We start from the raw sequence: 22,528 nt of genomic DNA, 5'->3' as shown, positions 1-22,528 counted from the left end.
TACAAGTCGTAACATAATGCTCAACCTTTCTTCAAGTAGAACAAGCTAGCAGGAAATTTCTTGTACAAGGCAGTCGATCATCTGTATAGCTCCATCGATTGCCTGCGCAACTTCATGGCTAAGTCCAGGCTGAAAGTCCAGTTCGCTTTCCTCATTTAGTGAAGTCGCGGCCTCACAGCCAACTAGTAGTGTGCGTTTGGGTCTGGCTCCTAGCGTGTGCGCAAAGGAAAGTACTTTGACCGGGTCCATACTATGCCCATCCAGGTAGACATATTGTGCTTCTTCAAGGTTTTGGGTCTGCTCCTTTTGGGTAGCTCCTATCTCCAGCAGATGTAATGTTCCTGGCGATCCCAGGCATGGCAGCGTATCAACAAGGATGATTAAGTCATAGTCATCCAGCAGTGTGTAGGCCAATTCGATGCCCCTGATGCCAAAATCGACCACGCGGACGCTATCTGGATAGGCTGAGTCGACGCGCCTGAGGAGACGCTGTGCTACTTCGACGCCAAAGCCATCATCACCCAGGAAAATGTTTCCGATACCAGCGATTAGAATGCTGATTTGCTGCTCTTGGGTTACTTGTTGGCTCATAGCGATACCCTTCCCAATGGCTCAATCTCTTCTGGTGCGAAGAAGAAGCGATGCCCAGGCAAGACGCGTTCATCCCACTGCTCACGCCCTGGATCGTCATCTAACGTTACAACGAGATAGAGACGGTTCTCGAAGTCTTGTTGAATACACTCGACTCGCCCTATTTTGCCTTCGAGTAACATATCGAAGGCGTCTGCGCGCAGCCTGGGGTGCAGGCGTACACGATCACCCTTTCTGACATTATGGTTGGCGATGCGTATGCCCTGCGGTGGTGGATAATCCTCGCCTGGGAAGATTGATCCGTTCTGTCCCGTTGAGTCATTCCGCGCTTCATCGCTGGCTTGCCAGTCGCGGAGCGTGCCATGTAGTCTCATCAACTGTTCAGGAGACATTGCTTCAACTCGCTCAAGCAACTTACGCGTCGACTCACCACCCTGGCGCATAGCTTCTTTCTCTTCATCACTTAATGTCAGGATACGTAGCGTAAGTAACTCATCAATTTCCGTGCCATCAAAGAAGGCGCCAGGACTCTCTGGAGCTATCTGTGGGTAATCATAGAGAATGATGGGTGCCGAGAGCATACAGTCTCTTTCCCCTTGCTTCCCTACTAAAACTGGCCATGTGCGTATGTTTCGGCAGTTCTCTACCTGCTCCCGAAGTGCCTCTGGATATTCTAGGAGCGAGACGAATGAGCCATCTTTGATATGCATAATCGTGTGGATCGAGATAAAGGCATGGCGTAATATTGCCTCATGCCGACTGTCGATCTCCGCTGTATTTGGAGTTGTATTCGCGATATCTATAGTGAGCTTGAACAGGTTTGCCCCAAGTTGCGAACATCCTATCGCCAGTTCTCCCTGTAACGCTTGCATAGTGCGCACGATACCGGATGTATCCGCTGGCAGATGGGTACCCGCAAAGTTGATTCGCACGCTTCGCGGACTCTCTGATAGGGCATGGAGCGTAAGAGTGGGTGCTTGTACTTCTCGCTCCATGCCTTCCTGCCAGGTATCACTTTCGTTTGAGTTTAAGCAATCGAGCAAGTGCAAGAAGCGGCTGGTCACCGAGAGGTGGGTCATAGGTGAGCCTTCTATCAAGCATTCCGTATGCATCTGCCAGGGATCAATGCCGCCCTGAGCCTCGCTGTAGGCGCGAGGATAGACAACGCCGATGGTCCAGCGAATACGGTTTTTGAGCGCGTTGTGTCTGTAGGGATAAAGGATATAGCCCTCGTACATCACCGCTTCAGCAATAGCTCTGACTTGCTCTAGCTTCATGGTTTGATCTCCTTGCTTGCACTGTATAAGAGTTGAAGCAGTGTCTCATCCCAGGTCAGCAGTTTATGAGAGATCTTGTAGGCATTCAACTGGTCGAAGATATCTTTGTGCATTCGTATCCAGGCCGTGTTTGGATAATAGTGCGCGATCATCTCCTGCCACAGGCTCACAGGGAGCTGAAATGTGGCCTCCTTCGACCAGGGAACTTGTTCGATCTGTAACTGCCCTTGCTCCCCCGCGTAGAAGATGGTACCGCTAAAGAGGAAAATCAAGGGAATCTCGCCGTCTTCAAGTGCGTCAAAGTACTTGGCGCTCACAACATTAAAATCATAAGTACAAGGGACTGGCAGGTCTACCAGTGTGTTGCCGCTGAATTGCGGCACAACGACGTTCGTGTGTGTCCAGAGTTGATTGCGTAGAGTTTCTCCCCAGCGTGTCGGCTCTCCAAAGACGTCCAGGAGCCGTGCTTGCGCCCGCGCGCTATAGTGGCGTTTGGTGACCGCGATTTGAATCTGGCAACGCAACGAGATGGAGTGAATGATCTCATTATCATCGGTATTACTTATGTCTAATTTGAAGAGCAGCGTAGGCGTTGCGGCATATGTTGGAGCCTCCGCCCCCACGATGGCGAAGTTTAGATCTGGCATGGCTGCTCTCCTTCGTCAATCACTGTCGCGCGTTCGCGCAGATCACGGAAGAAGCTATCTATGGCCTCCCAGGCTTCCTGTCCTCCGCTCAAGCCGCGCCAGCACAGGCGTATCAGACCGACGAGCTGATAGCAAGTATCAATTGGAACCAGGTAACACTCATTGTGTCCGCGTACGCGATTGATGAGTAGGGCTTCTACCTCCTCTTCCATGTCTTGCAGATGTGGATTAGCTTGCGTAATGTTCTCCCAGTCATCCAGGTCCAGTAGTGATTCCATCGCCCCCGCAGGGCTGGGATAGAAGGCCCGCGCCCCCTTTCCTGTGCGGAAGATGTAAACCATATTGACTGGTAGGGCTAGTGCTTCCCAGGCTTCATCCTCAAGATGAAATTGTACGAATGTCAGGAAGCGGCGCGGGACGGTCTTATAGCGTGCTTGCTGTCGTTCACTCTTGAAGAGGAGAGCACAGGCATTGCAGGCACATAGGCAGGCGCGGCTAGAGAGTGCTAGCAGGTGGTGATGTTCTGAGGGAAGTGGTTCGCCGCATAGCTCACAATGCTCTCGCGTTATTGGAGGCTCATCCGTTTGTTTTAGGGTAAAGCGACGCAATGCTTTTAGTGAGATGTGAGGTCGGCTCTCGGAACTGTCGCCTGGATAGATTGTCGTCATGCTGACCTACCTTGTTTTATCTCTTTGCCGTCGCGTTGGTACGAATGTCACTGGTATCCTGGTGCGTGACTCCTGGCTATCTTGTTCGATCAGTATCTCTTCTAATTCGGGTGCTGCCTCGCGTAGTGCCTGCTCGACCAGTGTGCTAAAGGAGGTGCTGGATGCGTGGCAGCTATGACAACCATGAGTCCCATTGAGGCGCACGCGTATCCGACCTTCTTCCATCTCCAGTAGTTCGACTGTCCCGTTCCGTGCTGTTGGAGTGGAGCGTACCCTTTCCAAAGCTTGGTGTACACGTGTTTCTATGTCGAGAGGGTGAAGTCCATGCAGTAACAGGAGGGATGCCAACAACTCGTCTTGTGTGAAGCGTTCAACCAACGCTTCTCCCGTTGTGGACGCGCGCTGTGTCAGCTTCAACATACGCGCTAGTCCTTCCCCATACAGATCAAGGAGCAGTTGAACAAGCTCTTCAGTGGTCGAACGAGCCTGGGCATCCTTGAACATGGATACCTCTTGAAGCAATTCCTCGATCCGCGCCGCGCGTTGCTGGTGCTCCTGCTGATATTGCTGCATGGATACTTCCCCTCTCGTCTTATCGATACTCTTCTGGTCAAGATGGCGGCAGGTATGGGCTCTCAGGATCAACCACCTTCGTCGAATTGACAACGCCGCTGGCACTTCGCGCTGTGGACTTGCCAGCGCGTCGTCCCGCTCCCCTTATATCAGTATCGTGACGCCCAGCCTCTTTCCCTGCGCCTCCGACAACCTCTTCTCCTTTCTCCGTGCCGCTCTGGTGTATTGGTTCGATATGGTGTTTCTTTTCTGGCATAGGCTATTCCTCTGACTTCGTTTTTTTGGGCGTTCGCACTACATTTTTGGTCCAAATGTAGGAGAGTGGACCACTTGTAATTCTTTTCCCGGCCCCAGGTACATATGGACACCACAGGGAAGACAGGGATCAAAGCTCCTTACCGCACGCATGATATCGATGCCCTTAAAGTTGTCCGGTCCATTTTCCTCAAAAATGGGCGTATTTTGTACAGCATCCTCATAGGGTCCAGGGGTGCCATAGATGTCGCGTACACTAGCATTCCAGGGGGTTGGCGGATAGGGGTGATAGTTAGCTATCTTGCCATTCTCAATCACCATATGGTGTGAGAGTACGCCGCGTACCGCTTCGTGGAAGCCACAACCAATAGCTTCCTTGGGTACTGAAAAGTCGCTCCAGGTCTTGGTGTGGCCCGCGCGAATCTCATCAAGAGCTTTGTTGATGCAATAGAGTGCTACGGCGGCTGAGTAAGCCTGGAAGTAGGTGCGTGCCCGGTCGCGCTCAATGGCATTGCTCCACGGTGGGATCTTCCACTCAAACTCAACTTCGGGCTTCATAGCTGTCTTGGGGAGGCGAATCTTTACACTCTGCCCCGTTGCCTCAATGTAGCCATCCAGGTTAACGATGCCTGCCAGCGCAGTCGTCCAGAGGCGTGCTATGGGACCACCCCCGGTATCGAGTGCCAGATACTTGCCGCTGCGCTGATCATACCAGCGTGGCGACATCACCCAGCTATATTTACCCTGGAAGTCACGCTTCTGTGGTCTGGGGATGGTCGTCTGATTCCAGGGATGGCGCTTGTCAATGGGGTTGCCCAGTGGATCGCGGTCGACGAAGGTGCGCTCGTTCTCCCAGTCATCGTAGTATGAACTGCCGAGCAGAATACGAATGCCCAGATTGATATCGACGAGATTTGTGGTAACCAATTCATTGTCAACGACTACGCCAGGCGTGACAAACATAGCCTTGCCCCACTTATTCATCGTGTGGTAGTCATAGTCGCATACTTCGGGGTCCTGGAATGATCCCCAACAGCCCAGCAATGTTTGGCGATACCCTACTTGCTCATAGCCGGGAAGTGCCTCATAGAAGAAGTCGAACAGGTCGTCGTGCAGCGGTACTACCTTCTTCATGAACTCTACATATTTCATCAGGCGTACAAGGTAGTCTGTGAAGAGTTGAACGGTCGCGACTGTTCCTACACCACCTGGGTAGAGCGTCGAAGGGTGAACGTGACGCCCCTCCATCAGGCAGAACTTCTCACGCGTCAGACGACTCATCTGGAGCGCCTCGCGATAAAATTCGCCCGTAAAGGGATTGAGCGCGCGCATAATATCCGCGATGGTGCGATATCCGTGAGCGTCTGCGTGCGGGGCTTCTGTCTTCTCCGCTCGTTCCAGCACCCCAGGATTGGTCTCGCGAACCATCTTTTCGCAGAAGTCCACGCCAACCAGATTCTCCTGATAGAGATTGTGGTCAAACATGTATTCCGCCGCCTCGCCCAGATTGATAACCCACTCGCCTAACGCTGGTGGCTTGATACCATAAGCCATATTTTGTGTATAGACTGAGCAGGTGGCGTGGTTATCGCCACAGATGCCACAGATGCGGCTGGTGATGAAGTGGGCGTCGCGTGGGTCTTTCCCCTGCATGAAGAGACTGTAGCCGCGAAAGATCGACGATGTACTGTAACACTCGACAACCTTGCGCTTTTGGAAATCGATTTTGGTATAAATGCCCAGACTGCCGACGATGCGGGTAATCGGGTCCCACGACATCTCGACAAGTTGCGTTGGCGGTGCTGGAGCCGCTCCCCGCTTAATCTGAGTCGCCATAGAGCTCTCTCTTTCTGTCGAGAGGTGCCAGCCTATCTGGCATCTCATAGAGGGGTGTTTACCATCTTGGATGATAGCTGGTTGCTAGTTCTCGACCCTTATGTCGCCAGGATGGTTCCTTATTGAGTGTCGTGTTCGTGAGATTGCGTAACCTGCGCATTGCGGGACCATAGAGGCTAATCAGGTTGGTCGAGGCTTTGGCACCTGGTGGCTCGTCCATAAAGGGCTGGAACTTGTCGGGGAAGCCAGGCATGGTACAGCCAATGCAGATTCCGCCAACATTGGGGCAGCCACCTAGTCCCGCCATCCAGCCACGTTTAGGAACATTGCATTGCACGACAGGTCCCCAGCAACCTAGCTTGACAAGGCATTTCGGGGAACCATATTCCATGGCGAAGTCACCCTCTTCATAGTAACTGCCACGGTCGCAGCCTTCATGTACAGTTTTGCCAAAAAGCCAGGTGGGGCGTAACGCTTCGTCGAGGGGAATCATAGGAGCCATGCCAGCTGCCTGGTAGAGCAGATAGAGCAGGGTTTCCATGAAGTTGTCTGGCTGGACTGGGCAACCAGGAACATTAACAATAGGTACACCCGCTATGGAGCGCCAATCGGGACCCAGGTAATCCGCTAACCCCATCGCCCCGGTTGGATTGCCTTGCATGGCATGGATGCCGCCATAGGTGGCGCAAGTGCCAGCCGCTACAACAGCCCAGGCTTTGGGTGCCAGGCGATCAATCCATTGTGTGGTGGGAATGGGCTGATTCGTGACGGGATCGTTGCCCTGCGCAGCCCAGTATCCTTCGGCTTTGATGTTCTCATTGGGTATCGAGCCCTCCATGACGAGGACAAAGGGATCGATTTCTCCCCGCTCAGCCTTATACCACCACGTCATAAAGTCTTCACCCACCTCATAGGCGAGCACTGGATTGTGTAAATGTACCTGGGGAAGCCCAGGGATGGCACCCATGACCACGTCTTCGATGCTTGGCTGACTGGCGGCTGTGATGGAGACCGTATCACCATCGCAACTCAGACCACCCGTCATCCAAATGATGTGGACTTCCTCTACGCGCGCTCTTGTTGCCATACGATCCTTCCTTAACATGCGTTATATTGCGCTACCATCGTGATTACAGGTGGTGGCAAAGAAGATGGGGTATGTACAAGAAAACAATTTCGCAGATCTGTATCGCACGCGATATATGGGTTCACGTAACCTACGATGACAAGATGTGTAAGGCAAAGCAGGCGACATAGTGTCTTATGTCTCTTACTTGGCGAAAGCCAACATAACATAAAAAGTTGATATTAGCAAGCTTATCAGTTGAATTGCTGATTTTATTTATATAACCTCTTCTTTTTAATGACTTCTCCCCTACTTACCTGTGTAGTACCTTCGAGCAAGAGAATCCATAAACGCTGAAATAGCCTCTGGAGAGCGTTTAGTCCTATTTATTGTCAGGTGGAGAGGCTGGCGAATAGGTACTTTGGCCTATGTATCCCTGTGTATCATTGCGTATCTGGGAACTTCAATATATTATATCTTTAATCTCATAGACACCGACTACCAGATTTGGTGCCTGTTTGAGGTCCATGCGCGCTAGAAGCAATGGAAGGCATACGCGCTTGTAAACAACGGTATATTGCATTGGTTATTTTCAATGTTGGGGTTGCGCTAGCTGACAATGGATTGGGATACTCCTCATTGAAACAAAAGTCGGGATAAGGCTCACCCCTGGGAATTGCTAGTATTTGTCGCAGGGGCGTTCGATGCTGCCCCTGGCCTGTGACATGAGTATACATGCTGATGTTCGAAATAGCAGTTGTATAACTTATATCGACCAGTGCAAATGGAAAGAACAGTGAGGTTACAGTTGAAGGGTTATAAGCATATCCTAAACACTCTACGTCTGAACAAGATGAGCCGCTGGGGCGCTATACGTCTGGCGATCCTGTTTACAGTTCTGTGCGTGAGTGGTTTGATAGGAATGAATACACTTGGAGCGCATGCCAAGTCTAGCTGCACGGGGACCGCGTACAACGTGGTGAGGGGCGATACGCTAAGTGGGATCGCTCAGAAAAAAGGTCTTAATTGGAAAGACCTGGCGAAGTTGAATGGCCTGGCGAACCCAGATCTTATTTTTGCCGGCCAGGAGATCTGTCTTTCTGGGAAAGCTGTGAGTGGCGCTCCTTCCAAACCGACAACTACGCCTACTACTACCTCCACGCCTACTCAGAGCAAGAGCGTTGAGGGCATGATTGATGATGTATTTGGCACTTACGCTCCAGCTGCGAAACGCGTCGCCATGTGCGAGTCGACGATGAATCCTAACGCGACGAACTCGATTTCGATTGGCGGTAGCCATGCCGCCGGTGTCTTCCAGATTCTCTATCCTAGCACCTGGAACACCACGTCTCAGGCGAGTAAGTCACCATATGACGCTCAGGCAAATATCCAAGCCGCTTACGAAATCTTTTCACGCGATGGTTATAGCTGGCGCGAGTGGGCCTGTCAGCCTTAATTTCAGGAACACTTCGAGAAGCCTGCAAATTTAGAAGAGAGGTAGCGCAGAAGATTCATTCTTCTCGCTACCTCTCTTCATGTGTAGCAAATTCTCCCGCGACCTATAAAAATTCAGATCTCTACCTTCCCTTACTTGATGAGCCCACCCAGGCTTGTGAAACTTTCTATATAGCCTACTTCAATCCGCTCCCAGTGACCCTTGACAAATTTATGACGTTCTGTTAAATTTATGACTACAAAGTCAAAGATTTAAATGTTAAGTCAAACTGAGAAATCAAGAGTCATTCTTTGGTTTTGTGAGTCTAACATTGATGGAGACCGTCATATAGATTATGAATCAACCACTCTCTCTGAAAGAGAGGCAACGCAGAGAGCGCCAGGATTTGATACTTCAGGTGACGCGAGATATGCTCTTTGAACAGGGATATCATCAGATGTCTATGGATGAGATAGCCTCGCGTGTTGGCATTGCTAAGGGAACGCTATACCTGCATTTTCAGCGTAAGGAAGATCTGGTGGCTGAACTCTTCGCCCATAGCCTGAGCATGTTCCAGGATATTATTGAGAAAGCCCAGACCAGACCCGGAACTGCGAAGGAGCGTCTCGTTTCTGTGCTCGAATTCATGCAATTATGCTTCTCCGATAAGTCTATACATATCGTGTATGCGCTTGATAATGCGGAGATCGCTTGCATTCTGCGTGAACGGTTTTCGCTTCCAGTGGCTCGTATCAAGGAAGGTGTGGCCGCGCTGTTGGAAGATGGTAAGCGCTCCGGTGAGTTTGCTACCGCATTGCCTACCTCTGTTATGGTTCAGGCATTCTTTAGCCTGCTCTCGCCTGTGGTGTATAGTCGTCTGCTGCGCGAAGATCCTCAGCTTACCGCCGAAGACCTCTCTGAGCATCTCAGGCACATTTACTTCCAGGGGATTGCGAAAGAGAACCGCGAAGGACAGTCGTAACACTTCTCTCATTGGCATCATGTATTGCAGATAATATGATGACCAGTTTAATGTCGCTTAGTGTTGATCACAGGCAACGATATATTCTGCTCTACTATTCTCAAACGACAACAGAGAAGTTGTCTATCGAAAAAAGTCAATCTTTGGGGGTCATTGGATGCAAATTTCCACCTCCGCTGCGCAACGACAGGGAGGGCTCTCGTATAAGTGGCTTGTGGCATGTGTGGTGATCTTTGGTACCTTTATGTCTGTTCTGGATGGCACAATTGTGAATATTGCCGTCCCACGCCTGGAAGCCGCCTTTGGCTCCGATCTCAATAGCGTGCAATGGGTACTTACCGCCTACACTCTGGCTCAGGGTGTTGCCACTCCACTTACGGCCTTTCTCTCGGACCGCATCGGTATTAAACGCTTCTACATACTCGCTTTAGCGGGTTTCACTCTGGGTTCAGCACTCTGTGGTCTGGCCTGGAGCCTTCCTACCCTGATTATCTTTCGGGTCCTTCAAGGTATCGCGGGTGCTTTTCTCAACCCATTAGCGATTACGCTGTTGTACCGTGAGTTCCCGCCCCATGAGCGCGGAACGGTGATGGGCGCGCTGGGTATCCCAATTCTGTTAGCTCCAGCTCTGGGACCAACGGTTGGTGGCTATATCGTTACCTACATGGGCTGGGAGTTGATCTTCTATATTAATGTGCCTATTGGGATTATTGGCCTGTTGATGGCTTTCTTCTTCCTGCGTGAAGGCACTATTGATAAATCGAATAAGTTTGATGTTGTGGGTTTTGTGTTCTCGGCGGTAGGTTTGGCATTGCTGCTTTACGGTTTCTCTGATGCCAGCACTGATGGATGGTCTTCTGCTCCGGTCATGGGGTCACTCTTGATTGGCTCACTTTCGATGATTGTATTTATTATCTTCGAATTGAGTATGCTCCGGAGAGGGAAACAACCTCTGCTCGACTTGAGCGTGTTCGCTGATCGCTCCTATACGACCAGCAATATTGCCAGTACGTTGGTAATATTCGCGCTCTATGGTGGCCTCTTCCTGATTCCAGTCTACTTGGAGAGCCTGCGTGGATTAAGCGCCTATCAAGCTGGACTGGTTCTTTTACCGCAGGCCTTCTCTTCTATGGTCGCAGTGCTGGTTGGTGGTCGCCTGGTTGATAAAATCGGCGTACGCGCTGTGGTCGTCCCAGGCCTGATTATTCTGGCAATTGCCATGTGGCTCTACACCACGCTGAGCACTACGATCCCGATTCCCGATTTGCAATGGATTCTGATTTTACGTAGCTTCGCTATTGGCCTGGCATTACAGCCTTTGATGGTATCGGCGCTGGCGAATATTGAGACTCGCCGCCTCTCCCAGGCTAGCGCAATGAACACTACATTGCGCTTTGTAACCAGTTCGTTGACGGTCGCTATTATCTCGACCTTGGTGAAGTCAGAGAATACCTTGCACTATGCGCACCTGGCGGAGCGTGTAACAGCCGCCTCCCCTCTTGGTCAGCTAATCACGCGGATTCAGATGGGTCTGGTTGCGCAAGGGTATTCAGCTTCCGCTGGTTACGGGTATGCCCAGAAGATCGTAAGTGGCTTACTCCAGCAGCAGTCGTATATGCTCGCTATTCAAGATGCCTTCCGCGTGAGTCTGATCCTGGCTATTATCGCCGTGATCGCGACATGTTTCGTGAGTGGCACGAAGAAGCCACAGAAGAAATCAGCTGAAGAGGAACCTATCAGCTCTCAAGAGGCTGATGAGGCCGAGATAGCACGCGAAGAAGCTGCCATGGCTGTTTAAGAACGTATAAGAACGTAAATGATCGCAATTATACACACATTTTTTTCATTACCCAAGGAGGGAACGCGTCATGCGTCGTCTGATTCTTGTTCCAATTCTCATCTTTGTCGCTCTGGTCGCTATCGCTGGGGCTGGTGGCTACTGGTTCTATAACAATTACAATTTCTATTCAACTGATGACGCTCTGGTGAGTGGGCAAATTATCAATATAAGTAGTGCTCAGTCTGGTCAGTTGACAAAGTTGACTGTGAAGCAGGGTGATACAGTGCATACCGGGCAGGTTATCGGTACGGTCGCCGCTGTCTCGCAGACTACTGGTCAGAAGCTCAATGTGAATCTGACGAGTCCGATTGATGGTACCATTGTTCAGGCAACTGGTGTCCCAGGACAGCTTGTAAGCGCGGGAGTGGCAGTGGCTCAGGTGGTTGATTTGTCTACTCTGAACGTAACCGCCTATGTTGATGAGGGAAAACTGAATGATATTAAGAATGGTCAGGATGTGGATGTGACTGTAGATGCCTATAATGGCGACACGTTTAACGGCCATATTGTGCGCGTTGTTGACGCGACCGCTAGCCAGTTCTCTCTCTTGCCTTCATCAGATAATGCCAGTGGAAACTTTACGAAGGTCAGCCAGCGTATTCCTGTAGTGGTCAGCCTGGATGGCAACGGAGGTCATAAGCTGCTGCCCGGACTGAGTGCGACCGTCAAAATCCATTTGCACTAATCTGTTATGAGCCTTAGAAAGGAAGAGGGGTGTTGGCATGTTCATTGTTGGAGGGTTGATTGTAGTTGCGGTATTGGCGATTGTGGGAGCTTTCCTGCTGGCTCGTAGTGGCGGGAAGCCAGAGCAAGGCGCCCCTTCTCCTCAGGAGTCAGTGACCGCTCAGTTGCCAGTAGAGCACCAGAACCAGCCTGACGCGGAGTCCGTGGATATTCATCCACTCGCGCCAGAAGTTACACCACAGGTTCATGCTCAAACCGCAATAGCGGAGATCCCAACGGCTACGCTACCTGCCGCGACGAGCGAACCTCCTGTTGTCACGGACGTGACCGAACCGTTGCGGCTGGAGATTAAGATGCTTCAGGATCATATCTATCAGCTTACTGAGCAGCTTCAGGTTCTCAACTCGCATACACAGGAGATTGAGCAACGTCTGGATCATATCTACGCAACTTTACCTCATCAGAGGTCAGATGATCCTACCGAGGGACCGCAATTGCCCTTCCCTGAGGAGAGTAGACTTCAGGGTATCAATCTTTAATAATATCGTGAGATGGTTCCGTTGCGACAACCAGCGGAACTATCTCTTTACCAAATCGATGTGTTCGAAAGCGTGACGGATGTAGTTCGTATCAAAGGTATTATGATGGGAAATGCGCGTCCGCTTGACATTTATGGGCTATTCTGGTAGTTTTCTTTTGCTAAAAGTACGCAAAACGATTCATTTATGAGTTGCCTGCGTACGCCAAAAGGACCGAGTATCCCACGATAGTCGATACTTCAATTGACTATTATTCGAGAACCTGAGCGCGCTCGGACTGATACGAAAACTAATGGCGGCTAGCGCAGACCCATGTGGGGGCATAGCACGCTTTGATTTTCGTACAGAGTTCGCGCTAGTCACGTGAGTGGCGTTGGTTTTCGCATAAGACCCTAGGGAGGGAGCCATATGCGCGAGACAACCCTTTCGCTCAAAGAACGACAGCGCCAGCAACGTGAAGAGTTGATTCTCCAGACTGCCGCAGAGGTTTTGCTAGAGAAAGGCTACCATGAAATGAACATGGAAGAAGTCGCGGCGCGCGTTGGTATTGCTAAAGGGACGCTCTATCTGCACTTCCCTCGCAAAGAGGATCTGGTCCTGGCGTTGCTTGAGCAACAAATGCAGGATATTCTTCAATCTGTGCATCAAGCCGCGATAGCACCGGGGTCTGTTCGCTCGCGCCTGGAGTGCCTTCTTCAAATCTCCTATACACGTATGAAGGGTCAGCGTGGTCGTATCCTGTATGCGCTCTTTGGCGCCGTCGAGTTGCGCCCCCTGTTGCGCGAGCGCCATCATACTCTGTTTGAACAATTTTCGACTATTCTAGAGCGCTTGATAGATGAGGGGAAGTCCTCTGGAGAGTTTGATACTGCAATTCCCACCTCTATTATGTTGCATACCTTTACGAGCCTCCTGGCTTCCTACTCATTTAAGCGTCTTATCCTCGATGACACTGTTTCCCCTGATGAATTGGTCCGTTATGTTGGGCAGATCTTCTTTAGAGGTGTCGCTAATCCTCTGCATGTCTCTGAAGCCTAAGCTGTAGCTTCTCTATCATAAATCTGTCTGATGCCTGCGCCTGGGCTATGTTTCTCTCCGTACAATGGAAACAAGGTTGCGGCACTTGAAGTGTTGCTGCCTTGCTTTTGTTGCTACATAAGCGAAAGGGGTATCTCATGGTGCACAAATCGGAGCATGAGCGTGGTAAGAAGCAGAACGCCGCTCAAAAACAGCCAAACATGGAAAAGTCCCATCAAAAGGAAATATCAAGTGATGAGGATATTCCGACTGTGTCTCGCGAACAGGCTATCGAAGAAATTCGTGAAGCTGCCAAGAAGTCCGGCTATGCCAAGCAAGTGCAGGATGAGTCGCGTAAGCACAAGAACGATAAATAGCTTGATCCAGCCCTTTTGTCATGGCAGACCGTAACAGGCATGACCTGTAGATGTGAGTGGATAACAGATATACAGCCTTCTCCATCTACAGGTTTTGCTAATCTCTCTTTAAACATGCTTATTAATTGCCGTCTTCTCGTCTGAACAGTAATCAGAAAATGAACCGTTGCCTTCATATGGAGGATATTGAACTATGATGCAGGTGTATACACGTTGTACATCAGGAATATCATCATCATCTTATGTGTTTATGTTTTGTGGGAATGGAAACCTTTAGGTGCTATTGCTAATCTCTCTGGCTTTCCTTGCCGATTGCTTTCTAGTATCAGGCCTGACGTTGTGGCACGGCCGGGTGCGTTCAGGCGCGATTGCAGGATTGATCCATCACGGGTATATGCTAGCCCATATGAAATATAACATGGTTGCTAATATGTGCCAGGTGTAGTTTCTAGTATTACCCATGCGAGCAGCGTACGAGATTACTTTTTGCCTACTCAGTGATTTGTTTCGTTGCTGGCTATGCTCAACATACGTTGTGTAATGCGTGACCTCGTAATGTGAGGCATGGCGGGAAGTAAACAGCGAGCGTGCCTACCTGGGTCTTTTTTTGATGTGTTTTGATGTAGAAGCTGACTTTCAAATTTTAGTGATTTGTTTTTGTGCCATTCATTGAGGAGTTTTTACTTTGTCGTCTACAATTCGCATTATTGGCTTTACCGGGAGCTTGCGTGAGGAGTCTTATAACAAAGCAGCGCTTAGCGCGGCCCAGGAACTTTTGCCCGCTCATGCCGAACTTGAAATCCTGTCCCTAGCCGATCTCCCTCCTTATGAGGAGGCTCTTGCCAAACCTGAGAGCGTGCTGGCTTTTTGCGAGCATATCGCGCGTGCTGATGCTGTGTTGATTGCTACACCTGAGTATAAAGGCCTGCTTTCGAATGCGCTAAAAAGCGCATTACAGTGGACCGAGACGAGCGATATATTCTCTCACAAACCAGTCGCGGTGATGGGAATTGGTCGCTTGAGTGGTACTGAGCATGTTCAACTGCGTGCCCTATTGAGCGCCCAACACGCCGCTCTGCTAGAGCAGCCAGTGCTTTATGTGGGTGAAGGTGCTACAAAGGTAAATGCTGAGGGACGTCTGGTGGATGCCGAGATTCGGCAGCAGATCCAATCCCTCTTGCAAGCCCTGGTTGCGCGTGTCGAGGATGCCAAAGGCATGTTGGTTGGCTAGTCCAGGTTTCAGGAGCTACCTATACTTGTGCTCTGATCCTATAGCTAACCAGTATGAGCGGCGCAATACATATATCGCACCGCTCATTTGCTACTCTCATTCAAGTAAGCTGCCGGATATTCAGCAGAGGCTTAGCAATTCCCAAGAAGTCGCTAATTCTAACAAGTCTTCACTATTCCATAGTCTATTGGATGAGAACTATGCCTGTTTTGTAGAGAGGTATCTGTAGAACCGTTCAGTGCCTTTATCTGCCAGGCAGAAAACGTGCCAGGGAGCCTCTAGCGCTGGCTGCTAGGGGCTTGTAATTGGTTTATAAATACGTCAAAATAAAGTATGCTGAATTATACCATGGCGAGTAAGCAGCGTGTCTCTGCGTTGAGACTATATCTTTAGAACAAGGAGACACCAGCAACATGACAACTAATATCACACGTTTGCCACGTGTCGTCATCGTTGGCGCCGGGTTTGGTGGCCTGAGAGCGGCGCGGGCGCTTCGCAATGCGCCAGTTGAGGTCATCGTTATCGATAAGAATAATCATCACCTCTTCCAGCCTTTGTTGTATCAGGTGGCAACGGCTGGCCTCTCACCAGCTGACATTTCCGCGCCTATCCGTTCAATTCTTAAAAAGCAGAAGAATACCACCGTCCTCCTGGCAGAAGTAACGGGTGTCGATACCGAGAAACAGGTAGTTCACACCGCCGATCAGGACATATCTTATGACTACCTTATTGTTGCTACTGGCGCGACACATAGTTATTTTGGTCACGATGAATGGGGAGAGTTCGCTCCTGGGCTGAAATCAATTCCAGATGCCACCTATCTCCGCCGTCAGATCCTGCTGGCCTTTGAAGCTGCTGAAATGGAGAGCGATCCCGCTCGGCAGCGTGAGTTGATGACATTTGTGCTCGTTGGCGCGGGTCCAACTGGCGTCGAGATGGCGGGCGCGATAGCAGAATTGGCCCATAAGGCTCTGGCTCGCGATTTCCGTAATATTGATCCCCGCCTGGCGCGTGTCATTCTTGTGGAAGCAATGCCGCGCATTATGCCTGTGTTTCCCGAAAAGCTGGCTAATAAAGTTGCCAAAGCTTTGACGAATCTTGGGGTAGAGGTTAAAACGAACTCCGCTGTTGAGAAGATCGATAGAGATGGAGTTGTCATTGCGGGTGAGCATATTCCCGTTCAGAATGTAATCTGGACAGCGGGTGTTGCGGCGTCGCCTGCCGCCAAATGGCTTGGGGCTGAGACTGATCGGGCGGGTCGCGCGAAAGTGCAGAGCGACCTCTCTCTTCCTGGTCATAGCAATGTCTTTGTCGTTGGTGACACGGCCCTGTTTTTACAGGAGAATGGCAAACCATTGCCAGGAATTGCCCCGGTTGCTATGCAAGAGGGTGATTATGTTGGTGCGCGTATCTCTCAGCTTGCCGCCGGTCGAACTCCTGAGAAGTCATTTCAGTATAAGAGCAAAGGCAATCTCGCCACAGTGGGGCGCTCATTTGGTATAGCCGATTTCGGCTGGCTGCGTCTATCGGGCTTTGTTGGCTGGGTGCTCTGGCTCGCGGTTCACATCTTCTTCTTGATTGGCTTCCGTAATCGTGCGGTTGTGATGTTCCAATGGGCCTGGGCCTATTTGACCTTCCAGCGAAGTGCGCGCCTGATTACCTTCCCCAGCGCGCATAGCCTGAAGCGGAGAGAACTGGTTGAAGAACTTGTCTAAAGAGTGAGTTTTTTAAGCAATCTCAAAGAGAGCTGTTTGTGTACAGTTGTATGCGAACAGCTCTCTTTGTGCTTAGGGTGTTGATCAAACCAAAACGACATAGTCTGGTAATTGTGCCACGGACCTTGCTACCTTTGCGCTTTATGCATATAATGGGCTAATTAGCCTAATTTGTAAACTAAGCGTGAGGTGTTTGATGAGGGACGCGCAGACAAAGTTCCCTAAGGGGAAGGTTGTGCATGATCGATATATCATTGAAGAGCTCCTTGGAACAGGGGGATTTGGCGCGGTCTACCGTGTGCGTGACCGTCGATCCAAAGGGGATGTTTATGCTCTCAAAGAACAAATCGAATCCAATCCACAACAGCGCGAACGTTTTTCCTTTGAAAGCGAGTTACTGAAACATCTCGATCACCCTGCCTTGCCGCGCGTGTACAGCGTATTTGGGGACGAAAAGTCGCAGAATGTGTATATGCTCATGGACTTCATCAATGGTCCTAATTTAGAGCGCCTGCGTCGTCGCCAGCGAGAGGGACGCTTTACGCTTGCGCGTGTCATGACAATGATGAAGCCCATTGTGGATGCTATCCGCTACCTGCATCACCAGGAGCCTCCTATCATTCATCGTGATATCAAGCCTTCGAATATGATTATCCCCACCTCTGGCGAAGGGGCTGTGCTTGTAGATTTTGGGATTGCCAAGACATACGAACAGGACTCAACGACCTCTGCCATTCGCCATTGCTCTCCTGGCTATGGCTCACCCGAACACTATATGCGCGGCACAAATCTGCGCAGCGATATTTATGGCCTGGGCGCTACCTTTTATACCTTGCTGACAGGTGAGGTTCCCGTTGATGCCTTGACTCGCTTGACCAGAACGAGTAGTGGTGGAACAGACCCTTTACGTCCTGCTTATGAATTGGTGGAGGATATACCAGAGCCCGTGAGCGCTATCTTGCACAAAGCAATGGCGATTGACGCTCTTGAGCGCTATGAGTCTGCTGAGGCGTTTTGGGAGGCACTGAAAGCATATATTCCCGATATACCAACGGAGTTGGTTGGGGTCGATATGGACGATGATGCAACCCCTTTAACTGAGGATGGCGAGCGCCCTACGACTCAGACCACGCTGCCCCCGCCAAGTATTGTTGTACAGGAGATGCCACGTAAGGTACGCCGCTCGCGAATGGGGCTTCTGCCTCTTTGCCTTATTTTGCTCTGTGCGCTGGCTCTTCTTGGTGGTCTTGTCTGGTCAACTGGCCGTTGGATGCCTGGTGTATTTGCGCAGACGACGCCAACTATCGCTCCAACTGCTATTCCCACTCCGTCCCCGACTGCCACACCAACTGCTACTCCCACTCCGTCTCCTACACCAACTCAGCCCCCGGCTCCCCCTCGGCTCGCTCACAGTTATAATGGGACCATTTCTAATACCTATACCTCTCCGCCAACAAATTCTACAATGTCACTTTCAAACATTGCCCAAAAAGGCGAGAATTTTAGCGGTTATCTCACAGTTGGACCCGGTCTGGTAGGCAACAATGACTTCAAGGGTTCAATTAACGCGAAGCGCAAGTTCCATTTTCTCGTTACAGGCTATGCTGGTCTGCTTCCCCTTTACTTTGAAGGCACTGTCAATAAGGATCAGTCGCTTTCAGGTACCTATTGTAGTTATCGCAATAATGCTTGCGATCATAGTAGTGGGTATGGGAATTGGCATGTTACTCCAGGCTAAAATCTCTTCTAGTTGTAACCTCCATTCCTGCAAAAGCGTGTCTAGACCTGGGTATATGTCCCATTGATAGACAATGCTAGCTCATTTCTGGAAGGAGTTGCAGATAGATGACTACTAAGGCTCAGCAAACATCTAAGCAGGCAATTCAGACTATCGAGGCTCAGCCAAAATTTAAGCAGCGTCCACATGTGATTCAGAAATTTGGCGAGCTGCACTCGATGCCGATAGGTCTTCCTGAGGAGGCGATCAAGAAAAACGTTGAATGTTTGAATCAGTTAGTCGCTGACTCGGTAACTCTCTACTTCCTTTATAAGAAGCACCACTGGCAAATGGTGGGACCAACTTTCTATCAGCTTCATCTACTTTTAGATAAGCATGCGGAGCAAATCGAAGAGACTATCGATCTGCTAGCCGAGCGTGTGCAACAGCTAGGTGGCGTAAGTATTGCTATGCCAAATGATGTTGCTGAGATGACAAGAATTGAACGCCCACCTAAGGATGCAGAGGGAGTTCTAACGATGCTATCACGTATCGTTGAGGCGCATGCCACAATTATTAAAGGCTTGCGGGAAGGTATCGAACTCTCCGAGCGCACCCACGATTCCACTACCAATGATGTGCTGTCTTCCGATGTGCTCCCCATGCATGAGCTACAGCTCTGGTTTGTCTCGGAGCACCTGGTTGATATACCCATTACAGACGCAAAAGCTTAGACTTTAAGCCCCTGGGCAAACGGCTGGTAGACAACACAAAAGAAGGTCTACCAGCCATTCTCTTTGCCTCAGTGCCTGGGGAAAGAGGATGCGAATATTTGCAGGTGAGGAATTTCACTTCGAGATTGTTAAATAGGTGCTAGTTCTTTATGCTCATATGCCGCACCATAATATTGACACAATTTTGATAGTTTCTTTACTGTTCTTTGTAACCTTTAAGCCGCCATAATACGTTTTGATAAGTGGTATGTGTAAGTTTGTGTTGATTGCATGGATGGAGGAGTTTATATAATGACTGATTTGCGCAATAGGGGGACAAGTGGCCGTCATGCCGCGTATGTTATCCTAATGGTTGTTGTTGTAGCTGCATTGTTTGGCTCACTACTTTTCTTCTTCTAATCTATATTAAGGCCGATTAAAACATCTTTCCCAATGCGAGATCTTGTGCTGTATTATTATGTGATATGGCACATGATCTCTTTTTGGGTCTATCGTAAGGTAATCCCGTGCCATGTGGGGCGTTTCCCACCAGTTGCGTGAAATTTGCGTTGTGTTAGGGCGACCCGAAATTGACCAAGCAGAGCGGGGTATGAGGTATCAGCCGTAATATGTTTCCAATAAGCATGGAAATTAGCAAAGAGCAGGCTATCCTCGATTGTGTACTGCTCTCCAAGGGTACAGCATTCCCGTAAGAATTGATCCACTATTGCATTAAACGCGGTTAAAGGATCGGAAGGATTATCTCTGTTCATAATCATCAATGGTGTTGCTCGTAAGGTTGTGTGGTTGGTTCTGCTTTGTGAGCCGAACAATGCATTGCTGAAAGCAAGCTACTTGCATTTATTGTACCCGAACGGAGGCTGTAATTCACTACCGGGAATGGATAAGAGTGGCATTGGAGCCTGCTACAAGCCAACGTCTATAACCGCCATAGAGAGATCAACTTCTATTTAGCAGCTAGAAAGTATGTTACTCTTGGCTTATCAAATTATGGGAAGAGGGTTGATTGTGTATTACTGTGAAAGGGGCTATACGCCATGTTGGCTATAGAGCAAGGAGCTCAGGTGATTGAGCGGCTTATCGGGGCCTGGGAAACACCATTTGTAGAGTTGGCGATCTTTGAAAGTGGGAATGCATATCATATCGCAAGTCTATTGGTATCCTATTGTGAAGAGCATCTGGGTGTATCGGTGGCCGAGTTTCTTTTCTATGAGTCCAGCCAGGGAGCTGTTGTGGGCTTACGTCTGGTGGATGAGCGCCGCGTAGTGCTCAAGGTGCATCAGCCTGGTCAATCATTTGAGTTTCTACGGGCTGTACAGGAGGTGCAAAGGTATCTGGTAACAAATGGTTATCCTTGCCCTTGTCCAATAGCTGGACCAGAGCGCCTCGCCCAAGGCATCGTCGTTGTTGAGGAGCTTATTGATGATGGGGTCTATGTTGACGCGCATGATCCGGCGATCCGGCGCTTGATGGCGGAAACCCTGGCACAACAGGTCCAGCTTACGCGCGGACTGGTACACCTGCCTGGAATGCGAACAAGTATGTGGCGCTTTCCCGAAATCGATGGGCTCTGGCCGCAACCACATAGCAAGCTATTTGATTTTGTTGCCACATCCCATGGAGCCGAGTGGATCGATAGAGTGGCCCGCGAGGCTCGAAGTATCCTGGATGTGTGTTCTGGCGAACTAGCTTTAGGACATACGGATTGGGCTGTCAAACATTTTCGCTTTAAGCGAGGGCAGGTCCGAGTTATTTATGATTGGGATAGTTTGGCGCGTGACTATGAGCCTATACTGGTTGGAGATGGCGCACGCGGCTTTACTATGACCTGGCATCTACCGACGCGCCTTACTCCCACGCGCGAGGAAATTCACGCCTTTGTTGAGGAGTATCAGGTCGCGAGAGGACGAGCTTTTACACGTACAGAACGGACACTAATTTCTGCCAGTGTGACTATGGGATTGGCTTATAGCGCACGCATAGAGCATTCTCTGGCTCCTGAGGAAACAGATTGGCCCGAGGAAAGCTGTCGTGGTATCCTGGCTTGCTATGGAGCTGGCTATTTCGAGGCGTAGATGAGAATGTGAACGATTGCGTTTTTGTAGTGATTCAAGGGAGGAGATGAGAATGTGAACGATTATGTTTTCGTAGTGGCTCAAAGATGTGGACGAGAATGTGAACGATTGCGTTTTTGTAATCGCTCACATTCTTATATATTTTAGCGCCCAGCGAGCAAGAAGCGCTCCAGTAGCGTTTGCATCTCGCGTTCAAAGTCTTCGATCAGGCTGGCCTTGCGCTCATCAGGCAAAAAGCTGTAGCGTATGCCGTTGAGAAGAATCTCGTTGATCGTGGGTAGATCAAGTTCAAAAGCGCTGTGCAGCAGTTCGACCTCCTGATTGAGCGTTGTATTGAAGAGAGGAGGATCATCAGTGTTCACGGTGATGGGAATGCCTGCTTCCAGCAACTTGGGGAGTGAGTGATGCGCATAGTCGGAGTAGACGCCCAGACAAATATTGCTGGTAGGGCTGACTTCCAACAGTATCTGGCGTTCTGCCAGGTAGGCGAGTAAACGCTCATCCTCTGCGGCTCGCACCCCATGTCCAATACGCTCTGCACCCAGCGTTTTTAGCGCGCCCCAGATACTTTCTGGTCCCACTGTTTCGCCAGCGTGAGGAGTGCTGTGTAGTCCAACCTCGCGAGCCTGGTCGAACCAGCGTGCGAACAATTCGGGAGGATTGCCTATTTCGCTGCCACCCAGGCCAAGAGCCACGACGCCATCGCCCATGGCTTCCTTCGCTACCTGAAATGTAAAGTCAGCATAGGGAGAGACTCCCGACCCCTGATGATTATTACGCACGATATCAAAGACCCAGTTAATTTCTACGCCAAAGTCCTGGCGTGCGCGTTCCCTGCCGCGTGTAAGGCCCGAAAAAAACGTATCGAAGGGGAGATTTAGTAAGAAGCGATGTGTACTGGGTGAAAAGGTGACCTCGGCATAACGTATGTTCTGACGTGCCATCGTTTCGCCATATTCATAGGCGATGAGCTCGTAATCTTCAGCCGTTTTAAGGCAACGAGTGGCTGTTACAAAGATCTGAATAAAGTGTTCAAAGTCGCGATACTTGAACCACTGCCGCAATTCCTCAACACCCTGGACTGGTAGGGCAACTGAGTTGCGCTTCGCCAATTCCAGCATTGTTTCGGGGCGTATCGACCCCTCAAGGTGCACGTGCAATTCGGCTTTGGGTACTTCGCGTAAATACTGTTCTACCGACATAATGCTTTCCTGCTCTTTCGGCCCGCTCTGTTATGCGGTTCCATCGAGGCGATCTGCTACCAAGCTA

The 22,528-nt window shown here is 50.2% G+C and carries 22 protein-coding genes; 12 read left to right on the top strand and 10 right to left on the bottom strand.

The window, feature by feature from the left end; all coding sequences use genetic code 11:
- Positions 1-45: 45 nt before the first annotated feature.
- Genes K3T82_RS03535 through K3T82_RS03500 form a run of 8 tightly spaced genes read right to left on the bottom strand, consistent with a single transcriptional unit; the run spans position 46 to position 6,934 of the window.
- Entirely contained in the window at positions 46-591 is a 546-nt protein-coding gene (locus K3T82_RS03535) for a hydrogenase maturation protease (RefSeq protein WP_220192115.1), read from the bottom strand.
- A complete protein-coding gene (locus K3T82_RS03530; protein WP_220192114.1) occupies positions 588-1,868 on the bottom strand; it encodes a hypothetical protein in 1,281 nt (426 codons plus the stop codon). Before K3T82_RS03530 ends, K3T82_RS03535 begins: the two co-directional genes overlap by 4 nt.
- Complete coding sequence (locus tag K3T82_RS03525; protein ID WP_220192113.1) at positions 1,865-2,515, bottom strand: DUF6084 family protein; 651 nt, start codon at positions 2,513-2,515, stop codon at positions 1,865-1,867. The genes K3T82_RS03530 and K3T82_RS03525 overlap by 4 nt, the downstream gene beginning before the upstream one ends.
- Positions 2,503-3,183, bottom strand: a complete 681-nt coding sequence (locus tag K3T82_RS03520) for a DUF5947 family protein (RefSeq protein ID WP_220192112.1) — start codon at positions 3,181-3,183, stop codon at positions 2,503-2,505. Before K3T82_RS03520 ends, K3T82_RS03525 begins: the two co-directional genes overlap by 13 nt.
- A gap of 6 nt (positions 3,184-3,189) precedes the next feature.
- Complete coding sequence (locus K3T82_RS03515) at positions 3,190-3,756, bottom strand: NifU family protein (protein WP_220192111.1); 567 nt, start codon at positions 3,754-3,756, stop codon at positions 3,190-3,192.
- Between the two features lie 37 nt (positions 3,757-3,793).
- Positions 3,794-4,012: a hypothetical protein gene (locus K3T82_RS03510; protein ID WP_220192110.1), complete on the bottom strand. Its 219-nt coding sequence runs from the start codon at positions 4,010-4,012 to the stop codon at positions 3,794-3,796.
- Between the two features lie 38 nt (positions 4,013-4,050).
- Positions 4,051-5,847 carry a nickel-dependent hydrogenase large subunit gene (locus tag K3T82_RS03505; RefSeq protein WP_220192109.1) on the bottom strand — a complete coding sequence of 599 codons (1,797 nt, stop codon included), beginning with the start codon at positions 5,845-5,847 and terminating at the stop codon, positions 4,051-4,053.
- Positions 5,848-5,905: 58 nt separating this feature from the next.
- Entirely contained in the window at positions 5,906-6,934 is a 1,029-nt protein-coding gene (locus K3T82_RS03500) for an NADH-quinone oxidoreductase subunit B family protein (RefSeq protein ID WP_220192108.1), read from the bottom strand.
- Between the two features lie 775 nt (positions 6,935-7,709).
- On the opposite strand from K3T82_RS03500, the gene K3T82_RS03495 reads away from it, so the two are divergent.
- From K3T82_RS03495 to K3T82_RS03445, 11 genes are all read left to right on the top strand, one after another.
- Positions 7,710-8,369, top strand: a complete 660-nt coding sequence (locus tag K3T82_RS03495; protein ID WP_220192107.1) for a LysM peptidoglycan-binding domain-containing protein — start codon at positions 7,710-7,712, stop codon at positions 8,367-8,369.
- A gap of 334 nt (positions 8,370-8,703) precedes the next feature.
- Positions 8,704-9,330 (top strand): TetR/AcrR family transcriptional regulator, encoded by a 627-nt coding sequence (locus tag K3T82_RS03490; RefSeq protein WP_220192106.1) that lies wholly within the window; start codon positions 8,704-8,706, stop codon positions 9,328-9,330.
- 157 nt (positions 9,331-9,487) lie between these two features.
- Positions 9,488-11,128: a DHA2 family efflux MFS transporter permease subunit gene (locus K3T82_RS03485; RefSeq protein WP_220192105.1), complete on the top strand. Its 1,641-nt coding sequence runs from the start codon at positions 9,488-9,490 to the stop codon at positions 11,126-11,128.
- 70 nt (positions 11,129-11,198) lie between these two features.
- Positions 11,199-11,855: an HlyD family secretion protein gene (locus K3T82_RS03480; protein WP_220192104.1), complete on the top strand. Its 657-nt coding sequence runs from the start codon at positions 11,199-11,201 to the stop codon at positions 11,853-11,855.
- Between the two features lie 37 nt (positions 11,856-11,892).
- Complete coding sequence (locus K3T82_RS03475) at positions 11,893-12,393, top strand: hypothetical protein (protein WP_220192103.1); 501 nt, start codon at positions 11,893-11,895, stop codon at positions 12,391-12,393.
- Positions 12,394-12,801: 408 nt separating this feature from the next.
- Positions 12,802-13,431, top strand: a complete 630-nt coding sequence (locus K3T82_RS03470; RefSeq protein ID WP_220192102.1) for a TetR/AcrR family transcriptional regulator — start codon at positions 12,802-12,804, stop codon at positions 13,429-13,431.
- 137 nt (positions 13,432-13,568) lie between these two features.
- Positions 13,569-13,787 carry a hypothetical protein gene (locus tag K3T82_RS03465; protein WP_220192101.1) on the top strand — a complete coding sequence of 73 codons (219 nt, stop codon included), beginning with the start codon at positions 13,569-13,571 and terminating at the stop codon, positions 13,785-13,787.
- 685 nt (positions 13,788-14,472) lie between these two features.
- Positions 14,473-15,018 (top strand): NADPH-dependent FMN reductase, encoded by a 546-nt coding sequence (locus K3T82_RS03460; protein WP_220192100.1) that lies wholly within the window; start codon positions 14,473-14,475, stop codon positions 15,016-15,018.
- 413 nt (positions 15,019-15,431) lie between these two features.
- Positions 15,432-16,733 carry an NAD(P)/FAD-dependent oxidoreductase gene (locus K3T82_RS03455; protein WP_220192099.1) on the top strand — a complete coding sequence of 434 codons (1,302 nt, stop codon included), beginning with the start codon at positions 15,432-15,434 and terminating at the stop codon, positions 16,731-16,733.
- Positions 16,734-16,968: 235 nt separating this feature from the next.
- Positions 16,969-18,471 (top strand): serine/threonine protein kinase, encoded by a 1,503-nt coding sequence (locus K3T82_RS03450; RefSeq protein WP_220192098.1) that lies wholly within the window; start codon positions 16,969-16,971, stop codon positions 18,469-18,471.
- 107 nt (positions 18,472-18,578) lie between these two features.
- A complete protein-coding gene (locus K3T82_RS03445; protein ID WP_220192097.1) occupies positions 18,579-19,184 on the top strand; it encodes a Dps family protein in 606 nt (201 codons plus the stop codon).
- A gap of 488 nt (positions 19,185-19,672) precedes the next feature.
- Here K3T82_RS03445 and K3T82_RS03440 read toward each other — a convergent pair whose 3' ends face one another.
- Positions 19,673-19,942 carry a DUF4954 family protein gene (locus tag K3T82_RS03440; RefSeq protein WP_220192096.1) on the bottom strand — a complete coding sequence of 90 codons (270 nt, stop codon included), beginning with the start codon at positions 19,940-19,942 and terminating at the stop codon, positions 19,673-19,675.
- Positions 19,943-20,221: 279 nt separating this feature from the next.
- On the opposite strand from K3T82_RS03440, the gene K3T82_RS03435 reads away from it, so the two are divergent.
- Positions 20,222-21,259 (top strand): phosphotransferase, encoded by a 1,038-nt coding sequence (locus K3T82_RS03435; protein WP_220192095.1) that lies wholly within the window; start codon positions 20,222-20,224, stop codon positions 21,257-21,259.
- A 143-nt stretch (positions 21,260-21,402) separates the two neighbouring features.
- Here K3T82_RS03435 and add read toward each other — a convergent pair whose 3' ends face one another.
- Positions 21,403-22,461 carry an adenosine deaminase gene (gene add / locus K3T82_RS03430; protein WP_220192094.1) on the bottom strand — a complete coding sequence of 353 codons (1,059 nt, stop codon included), beginning with the start codon at positions 22,459-22,461 and terminating at the stop codon, positions 21,403-21,405.
- Positions 22,462-22,528 lie beyond the last annotated feature (67 nt).

The organism is Ktedonospora formicarum (genome assembly GCF_016587355.1).
In the GTDB taxonomy this organism is placed as follows: Bacteria; Chloroflexota; Ktedonobacteria; order Ktedonobacterales; family Ktedonobacteraceae; genus Ktedonobacter; species Ktedonobacter formicarum.
Note: the sequence above shows the minus strand (reverse complement) of the source record. Positions and strands in the feature narration are given on the sequence as shown.